We start from the raw sequence: 7722 nt of genomic DNA, 5'->3' as shown, positions 1-7722 counted from the left end.
TAAATTTTAAAGGCGTGATTATAGCTTAAATCCTTAAAATATAGCGAAAACATTGTGCTTAATTTACCCAACCAAATAAATATTAAACTCTTTGGGTTCAACATTACCAAGACTGACTTCTGCAATCTCATATCCCCAAAAATCACAAGCATATTGAAAGTCTAATAAAAGATATTCTTTTTCATCTTTGCTATCTCTATCCAATGCCTTGCTCCAATTTTCCACAATCAAAACAAAAGAATTAAAATCTAAATCTAAAAGCCAATCTAAATACTCTATCCAACAATTCCAAGTATTTCCCGCCTCATTAAGCCAAATCATACGCTCATCAGTAGGCGTTTGAAAAGCAGCTTTCGCAGTGGCTACAAATTCATCATAAGTATGCAGTTTTGAGCCATCAAGTTTGACGACAAACAAATCATCGCTATCTTGCAAAGTAATTTCATCTAGGCTTTTTACCTTGTAGATTTTATTGTCTTTTTTGTCTTGCATTGTGTATTTCATCGCATATTCTATTCAATGATTTTTATAAAAGTTTTGTTGATTGTGTCGCCTAAAAAGTGTAACACAATCAATATTAACCACCATTATATGGTGAACCAAAATATAAAAAATAATACACAGTTCCAGCAATAAACATCAACCATATCCACGCAGAAAGCAGACATAATGCCGCTAAATAAGAATCAACTATATAAATATCTTTTGCTTTGAAAAATATTATTATCAACAAATAAAACAATATAACACTTGTGCCAAAGCAACAGCCAATGGGAATTAGTCCGTTTTGGACTCCAAAATTATGTTCCAATTTAAAAATAATGATAAAATTTATAGGAAACAAAATAAACGGTAATGCTAAGACAAAGATTACAATGCCTAATATTTTTAGTTTTCTAATCATTAAAGTCTCCCATATCTTAGTCTAAGTTCATTACCGTATTCAATGCCTTGTTTGTCTGCTTTTATATCACCTTTATCAAATCCATAGCTACCACTAATATAGGGTTTATCAATGGCATTATCTAAAAAGCTAATAAGCACTTCATCACCTACTCTAGGAGTATGATAGAAGCAATTTTTACCCAACCAAATAAATATTAAACTCTCGTGGTTTGTTGATTTCATATTCAGTCTCAAGGTAGCCATTGCCTCTAATGTTTAAAATCTCATATCCCCAAAAGTTACAAACATCTTGCAAATAAGATTGCATAATTTTTTGTTTCTTATCGGCTGTCTCTTTATCTAATGCCTTATCCCAATGCTCTATTATCAAAACAAAGCGTTCAAATTTACCAATCAACCATTCTAAATCATTTATCCAGCAAAGCAAAGGATTACTAGGTGTATGCAACCAAAACATACTCTCATCAGTAGGCGTTTGAAAAGCAGCTTTCGCAGTGGCTACAAATTCATCATAAGTATGCAGTTTTGAGCCATCAAGTTTGACTACAAATAAATCATCGCTATCTTTCAAGGTAATCTCATCTAGGCTTTTTACTTTGTAGATTTTATTGTCTTTTTTGTCTTGCGTTGTGTATTTCATAGTAACTCCTATTCAATGATTTTTACGAAAGTTTTATAATGGTCTGTCGTATAATATATATCGCCATTATCCATATCCCTTACAAATCGTCTTGGGTCATATTTATTTACAACATCGTATTCTTTGTAACCTTTAGAAGTTGTGAGATTTTCGGGTAATAGTTTATCACTGTTGTGGAAAGTTCCATTTGCTCTTATTGCGCTTGGATTTTTAGCGTTTATATCTTGGTTAGGATATTTACCTTGCCATTTATGCCTTTTATAACCATAATAAGCCTCTTGTGTATCTTTGTGGAGGGAATTTAATCTAACCTCTGCAATATTGTTTGTTTTAGATTTTGCTTTTTTGGATTTTTTGATGGTAATCTTTTTTTGTGAATATTGTTTTGCTATTTTTTGATTTATTTTTGTTTTACTAAAAAATCTTAAACTCGATTTACCCAATTTAAATACAGCATTTGCACCCTTTAAAATAGGGTGCAATAGAATAATTTCAATAGCTACATCTTGCCAAGTTATGTTATCAAAAAATGATTTTTGCTCTATGTTTTCATTATACAAGACAACATAATTTATTTCTTGCATCTCCACATTCACACCCACATTCTTGCTAGGTCGCCATAGATAAGCAAAAAATCTCACTTGTTTATCCTCCCATTCATCTCTAAATGGCAATCTTATTCTTTGTCCTTTTATGTTGTCTAGTCTCTTAAATGCTTTAGAATACATAAGCGGAGTTGTTTGTGTAATCTCCATTAAGGATTTATCTATATCCTCATCTTTATCAAATACTACATAACCCCATTGTGTTTTATGCTGATGCGTTGCTATGGAATCATTTAGATATTTATCTTTATCGCCTTGTATGTGCCTTTTTTGCGAATCTCTAATATCATAATTTGCCTTAAGCGTAATAAAATATTTACTCTTTTGTTGGTTACTAAACGCATTGTTGTTTGGAGGGGAATTTGTTTGATTATCTTGGATAGATTCTATTGAAACTACTTTGATATTAGGCTTTATAACATCATTAGATTCTATGGCTTTAGGGATATGTTTATCAAAGATTAGTTTTTGCTCTATTAGCTACTTTGCTTTTTTATCTTTTGGCTGAATGGTTTTAGAGGGAGATATTTTGATATGAAAATCTTTTTGTTCCTCATCTAACCCATATCTATTTAGCACAAAATACAAATCTGAATTAGTCATTTTACTGCTTACACAAGCGTTATTAAACTCTATAAAGCCATTATTATCACTTTTTGCCCTATCTACAAAAGCATTAAAATTAGGCGAATATACATAGATTTCTTTGTTTGCTAAAATCTCATTTTTATGATTAAAGCATTGTGCTTTGATATTCATACAAATAGCATTGCTAACATTAGAAGTGGTAATGTTAGATTTTGCATTTTTGTTGTTTTGATTAGCGGGATTAACAAGATAATTTGGAAAAGTCCGCAAAAGTGCGTCTATGTCATTGGCATTAGAATCTTTGTGCAATAAAAGTTCTATTAGGGATTGGTAGTCTTGCTCTGTTAGAGTGGGATTTTCTACTAGCTCATAAGCACTAGGATTGGAATCAAATTTTGTGAAAAAATCTTGCAGTTTGGATTCTATAAAATTGATGAGATAGCGCATCTTATCAGTTGCCCAATCAACAGCAGATTTTCCAGCGTTAGTGTTTAATAGTATTCCAGCTAGGATTGCCGAAATTGCACCTATTACTATGAGTTTAGGTGCAGTTACTACACCAAAAGCAACTATAATACTTTTAGCAATAACACTCCCAACTATTGACACTGCCCCTATGCTTACTAATGCTTTAACTGTATCTTTTGCATTTGTATTGTAATTATAGGCAAAACTTACCGAAAAATCTTCTGCCTTAAAAACAAGTTGAGCAAACCTTAATCGATTATCACCAAACATTCTCATAGCTTTTTCTAGCCCTTTATCTATACCGCTAAATATTCCACTTATCCCACTCATTAACGAATCAGCTGTCCTGCCCTGATAGGCAAATATATCTTGTTTAGATTCTATTGTGAGAGTTGAAGTGCCATCGTCATTTATTGTTTCTTATGCTTTGATTGCTGAATCTTGATAAGAAAAAGGATTTGCATTGATATTTTTAGCATTATCATCAAAAGATTCGCCAGATTTGATAGCGTGTGTTGCATTTGTTGAAGTTAAAAAATGAGATTCCAAAATAGAGCAGTCAATGCAAAACTTTAAACTTTGAAAAGTGGCTATACCTTTATTTTTGTCATTGTAGTCATAGATTTTATGGTTATAATTTTGACTAGAATTTGGATTAGAATCTATTATTCCAGCCTTTATATCAACGCCCTTATTTGCACTATTAGGTAAGCCAAATGTTAAACCTATTGTTTGTGAATTGTTATTTTGCGTCATTTATTTTCCTTCAAATAAACCTAAATTGATTTTCTAAATTATATGGCAATGAATCTATATCTATGCCTTTAGCGATTAAAGATTCTTTGGTTTTTGTGATAAGAAATTCTTTTAGATAATTTTGTTCGGTTATTTTATCGTAAAATTTATCGCTAATATATGCGTCCCAAGCGACAATAAAAACCAAATGAATATTTTTAGACTTAACTAATGGGCTTAGATTCACAAGACTAGATTTTGCGTAGCCTAGCGGAAAAACTGCAAATCTATAAAACTTATGCAATGGAGCAAATGTCGCCATAATGGTAGAATTATGCAAACCCACCTCCCCAAACCTAAAAAATTTCTTTTGCATTCTAAAACAATGTCGCGCTTCAAATCCTATACCTTGCTCTGTGATATATAATCTATTTTTACTACAATAAAATAGATTATACAAAATCGCAACGCCAAGTGGAATCAAAAAAAATATTAGCATAAAAATCAAAAGTCCGCTTGATAAAGCATTATTTATAAAATCTAAAAGCGCAATACATATCATATAGCAACACACAATCAATGCAACATATAGCAATATATAACACCACCATTTTAATTTGCTTTTTGCTTCAAAAATTATGCACTCTGATTCATAATCCATTGTTAGTCCCTCAACATTCTATTTAACCATAAGCCTTTCAAGGCTTTGGGATATGAAATCTTATCTACACTAAATCCTAATCTTTTATCAAGCCATTCTTTTAATTGTGCTTTATTTTCTAGTCTATTATCCCAGCTATCGATATTGTAACAAATTATCCAAAATCTAATCACACCTTCTTCTTTTTTTATCCTAGCAAGAATTTCATTTTTTCCACTAACTCCCTCGCCTATCAATGCTAGATTTTCTAATCCTAACCTTATATCACCTAAAATCCTATATCGCACGATAACACAATTTTCATAAAGCACGACTTCTTTTAATAAAAATGGCTTTGCAATATTCACAAGCCAAAGCCAGATTCCAAAAACAGCAGGACATAAAGAAACTATTGCAAGCATCATAAATGCAAAAAAGAATCCCATAAAAAATACAAATTCAAGCATATCAAGCAACTTGTGATGGATTTTACTTTTTGCTTTGCAAACAAGCACAATATTATCTGGTGGCTTTTTGCTATGCCCATTTATAAACAAAACCACATTTACATAGATAAAAATCACGCAAATTAAGATAAAACAAAGATTTAAAGCATTTAAAATAATAGCTGGAAAAGCAAACTGCAGACTATGAATAATACCCAAAGAACCAACAAAAACAGCACCTTCTTTTAGCAAAATATTTATGATTTGATTTATGAATCGCTCATTTTTCGTCCCAAAGCTATTTAATAGCAAAAAATCAAAGTTATGTTTTTTGCCCACTTCTTTAAATTTCTCACATTGTTTTTGCGAATTATTTTCTTTTGACATTTTAGTTTCCTTTATTGCTTTTTTAAACAAACCTAAATTGATTTTCTAAATTATAGGGCAGTGAATCTATATTTATGCCTTTGGACATTAAAGATTGTTTGGTTTTTTGCACTAAAAAGTCATATAAATAGGATTGCCCTGCGATTTCATTGTGTAGTTTTTGGGATAAATATGTTTTATTCCAAGAGGATATAGCAAAGAAATATCTATTTTTAAAATCAAATCTTTTTTGTCCTAGTGGGAAAATGTTAAAAAAATAAGTAGGTGAAAAAATATTCATAGAACTTGATTGTCCTATCGTTACGCCAATTTCCCCAAATATAAAAAATCTTTTTTGTATTTTAAACCAATTTCTACGCTCAAAACCTATACCTTTATCTGTAATATAAAATCTATTTTTAGTTTGATAAAACATATCTTTTAGCGGCAAACAAATCAAAAAAATACCACATAGCAAAAAGCACAATGCCACAATTTTTTCGCTCAACTTATCATAGTCATTTATTGTATTGATTACGGCAAACACCATAATGACACCAATCAAAATACAAAAAATCAATCCACAATAATTCCACCAAATAAGATTATGTTTTATTTCAAATATAATCTCGCCTTGTGAATCTAATGCTGATTTGTTAATATTTTTTGTATTGTTATTCACTATTTATCTCCCCTGAAATTATTTTTTTGTAGATTATAATTTCCGCGCAACATTTGTTTCCTTTTCACAAATCTTTGTATTTTGTGCGCTATTTGTTTTATTTTGCAAAATCGACCTTTTGTTTAGAAAATCTATCAATGCAATAGAATCTATATCACTTAGAAACCCAAAAACTCTGCGTTTAATGATATGATTATCTTTGCGCTCACAACGCACGATTTGCTGTATTCTCATAGGAATTACTGATTGTGAAAATATATATTCACAATAATACAAACTTTCATCATTTTTTATGCGATACAAGCCAATAGAGATAACCCCAAATAAAATGCAAAATTCTGCAAAAAGCTCTTTATTTTGCGTATATACAGATTTTATGCGTGGTGTAGCTAAAAATAGGACACAAACAAGCAAAAAACCAATATATAAAACACTTAAAAATCCAAATATCACGCAAACAAGCAATATGCAAAATACGCTAATAAATCGCAATATTTTTGTTTTTCTATCGCTACAAAATGGGGTAAGCAAGATTAGATTTTGCTTTGTTTGTTTTGGCTCTCTAAAACTACAAAAATGCAAAAATAGCAAAATAAATATCACGCAACATATAGCAAAAAAGCATAATCCAACGCGCATCACAATATCATAAAAGTTTGCAAACATAGAATTTTGCTTAAAATAAATCTCTAAAATCACAAAACCAAGTAAAATATTTATAGTGGCACAGATTCGTGTAGCATTTAGCACAAAGCTATATAGCCTTATTTTTTGCATATCCAAACTTCCATTTTTATAAGGAAATCCACCAAAAAGAAAAATATCAAAGCCCTTATTCACTCTTTATCTCCCCACCTTTGACTACTAATCCACCAGAATCTATAATAACTTCTACGCCACCTGCTTTTATGATGACAGAATCACTTTTAGCACTTATCATTGTTTCATTTACCTTTATCGTGGCTTCATTGCCTACATTTAGGCTATAATCGCTTTGTATTTCAGAGTTTAACGAATCTGCTTCCAAACTCAGATTTTCATTTGCAATAAAACTCATAGCTTTATAAGACTGCATTGCATTTTGCATAACTTCTTGCGTTGATAAGTTTTTGTGTGGTGTCAATAAGCGTATTTTTACCATTTATTTCTTTGCGTGTTTTAGCAAGAAAATAAGGGCTTTGTTTGCTTCCATCATCATTGATAAACAAACACTATAAAAATCTGCAATATGTTCTTTGTCGATACTTAGCGTAACTTTTCCATTGACTATTGTGCAAATCTCCATATTTTTATTATCTATATTTTTGATTTCTGCGCGTCCATTCTCAATCTTTTTGCCAGAATCAAAGTCAAAAAATTCTATGCAAAGAGTGCTTTTTTCCATATATTATTACCTCTTTTTCACATTCACAGGCTTATTTACGGTTAAACCATTTTCATCTAGCGTTAGCTCACTATCTTTGACTTTTAGTATGATTTTATCCTTGCTTAATTCAATACTAGAATCGCTTGACACATACAAATTTATACAATCGCCCACATAAAGATTCACTTCATTTTTGCTCTTTGCATAGAAATCATTGACATTTATTGTTAGATTCTCATCGCTTTTTAGGGCAAGTGAATTTTTAGTTAAAATATGGAGG

14 protein-coding genes are annotated in these 7722 nt (G+C 30.7%); all 14 read right to left on the bottom strand.

Going from position 1 to position 7722, the window contains the following annotated elements; all coding sequences use genetic code 11:
- Positions 1-63: 63 nt before the first annotated feature.
- The gene (locus ACWIX0_RS12375; protein ID WP_454174294.1) at positions 64-504 is read right to left on the bottom strand and encodes a hypothetical protein; all 441 of its coding nucleotides are present in this window, start codon (positions 502-504) and stop codon (positions 64-66) included.
- Between the two features lie 73 nt (positions 505-577).
- Positions 578-904 (bottom strand): hypothetical protein, encoded by a 327-nt coding sequence (locus ACWIX0_RS12370; protein WP_454174293.1) that lies wholly within the window; start codon positions 902-904, stop codon positions 578-580.
- The gene (locus tag ACWIX0_RS12365) at positions 904-1044 is read right to left on the bottom strand and encodes a hypothetical protein (RefSeq protein ID WP_454174295.1); all 141 of its coding nucleotides are present in this window, start codon (positions 1042-1044) and stop codon (positions 904-906) included. Before ACWIX0_RS12365 ends, ACWIX0_RS12370 begins: the two co-directional genes overlap by 1 nt.
- A gap of 37 nt (positions 1045-1081) precedes the next feature.
- Positions 1082-1546, bottom strand: coding sequence for a hypothetical protein (locus ACWIX0_RS12360; RefSeq protein WP_454174292.1), 465 nt, complete (start codon positions 1544-1546; stop codon positions 1082-1084).
- A gap of 8 nt (positions 1547-1554) precedes the next feature.
- A complete protein-coding gene (locus tag ACWIX0_RS12355; protein ID WP_454174291.1) occupies positions 1555-2187 on the bottom strand; it encodes a ribonuclease domain-containing protein in 633 nt (210 codons plus the stop codon).
- A gap of 444 nt (positions 2188-2631) precedes the next feature.
- A complete protein-coding gene (locus tag ACWIX0_RS12350; RefSeq protein ID WP_454174290.1) occupies positions 2632-3537 on the bottom strand; it encodes a hypothetical protein in 906 nt (301 codons plus the stop codon).
- Between the two features lie 90 nt (positions 3538-3627).
- Entirely contained in the window at positions 3628-3963 is a 336-nt protein-coding gene (locus tag ACWIX0_RS12345) for a hypothetical protein (RefSeq protein ID WP_454174289.1), read from the bottom strand.
- 10 nt (positions 3964-3973) lie between these two features.
- Positions 3974-4603, bottom strand: a complete 630-nt coding sequence (locus ACWIX0_RS12340) for a hypothetical protein (protein WP_454174288.1) — start codon at positions 4601-4603, stop codon at positions 3974-3976.
- Between the two features lie 2 nt (positions 4604-4605).
- Positions 4606-5415 carry a hypothetical protein gene (locus ACWIX0_RS12335; protein ID WP_454174287.1) on the bottom strand — a complete coding sequence of 270 codons (810 nt, stop codon included), beginning with the start codon at positions 5413-5415 and terminating at the stop codon, positions 4606-4608.
- 22 nt (positions 5416-5437) lie between these two features.
- The gene (locus tag ACWIX0_RS12330) at positions 5438-6076 is read right to left on the bottom strand and encodes a hypothetical protein (RefSeq protein ID WP_454174286.1); all 639 of its coding nucleotides are present in this window, start codon (positions 6074-6076) and stop codon (positions 5438-5440) included.
- A gap of 33 nt (positions 6077-6109) precedes the next feature.
- Positions 6110-6916, bottom strand: coding sequence for a hypothetical protein (locus tag ACWIX0_RS12325; protein WP_454174285.1), 807 nt, complete (start codon positions 6914-6916; stop codon positions 6110-6112).
- Positions 6909-7217, bottom strand: a complete 309-nt coding sequence (locus ACWIX0_RS12320; protein WP_454174284.1) for a hypothetical protein — start codon at positions 7215-7217, stop codon at positions 6909-6911. Before ACWIX0_RS12320 ends, ACWIX0_RS12325 begins: the two co-directional genes overlap by 8 nt.
- Positions 7218-7460: a hypothetical protein gene (locus tag ACWIX0_RS12315; protein ID WP_454174283.1), complete on the bottom strand. Its 243-nt coding sequence runs from the start codon at positions 7458-7460 to the stop codon at positions 7218-7220. It abuts the gene before it with no gap.
- 6 nt (positions 7461-7466) lie between these two features.
- Positions 7467-7722, bottom strand: a 256-nt coding sequence (locus ACWIX0_RS12310) for a hypothetical protein (protein WP_454174282.1), incomplete at its 5' end; no start/stop codon positions are given.

The sequence above is a fragment of the Helicobacter sp. T3_23-1059 genome (assembly GCF_053654515.1).
Note: the sequence above shows the minus strand (reverse complement) of the source record. Positions and strands in the feature narration are given on the sequence as shown.

Coding starts and splice junctions, on each gene's coding strand:
- ACWIX0_RS12375 (WP_454174294.1), bottom strand. CDS start 504: ATGAAATACACAATGCAAGACAAAAAAGACAATAAAATCTACAAGGTA.
- ACWIX0_RS12370 (WP_454174293.1), bottom strand. CDS start 904: ATGATTAGAAAACTAAAAATATTAGGCATTGTAATCTTTGTCTTAGCA.
- ACWIX0_RS12360 (WP_454174292.1), bottom strand. CDS start 1,546: ATGAAATACACAACGCAAGACAAAAAAGACAATAAAATCTACAAAGTA.
- ACWIX0_RS12350 (WP_454174290.1), bottom strand. CDS start 3,537: ATGAGTGGGATAAGTGGAATATTTAGCGGTATAGATAAAGGGCTAGAA.
- ACWIX0_RS12345 (WP_454174289.1), bottom strand. CDS start 3,963: ATGACGCAAAATAACAATTCACAAACAATAGGTTTAACATTTGGCTTA.
- ACWIX0_RS12340 (WP_454174288.1), bottom strand. CDS start 4,603: ATGGATTATGAATCAGAGTGCATAATTTTTGAAGCAAAAAGCAAATTA.
- ACWIX0_RS12335 (WP_454174287.1), bottom strand. CDS start 5,415: ATGTCAAAAGAAAATAATTCGCAAAAACAATGTGAGAAATTTAAAGAA.
- ACWIX0_RS12320 (WP_454174284.1), bottom strand. CDS start 7,217: ATGGTAAAAATACGCTTATTGACACCACACAAAAACTTATCAACGCAA.
- ACWIX0_RS12315 (WP_454174283.1), bottom strand. CDS start 7,460: ATGGAAAAAAGCACTCTTTGCATAGAATTTTTTGACTTTGATTCTGGC.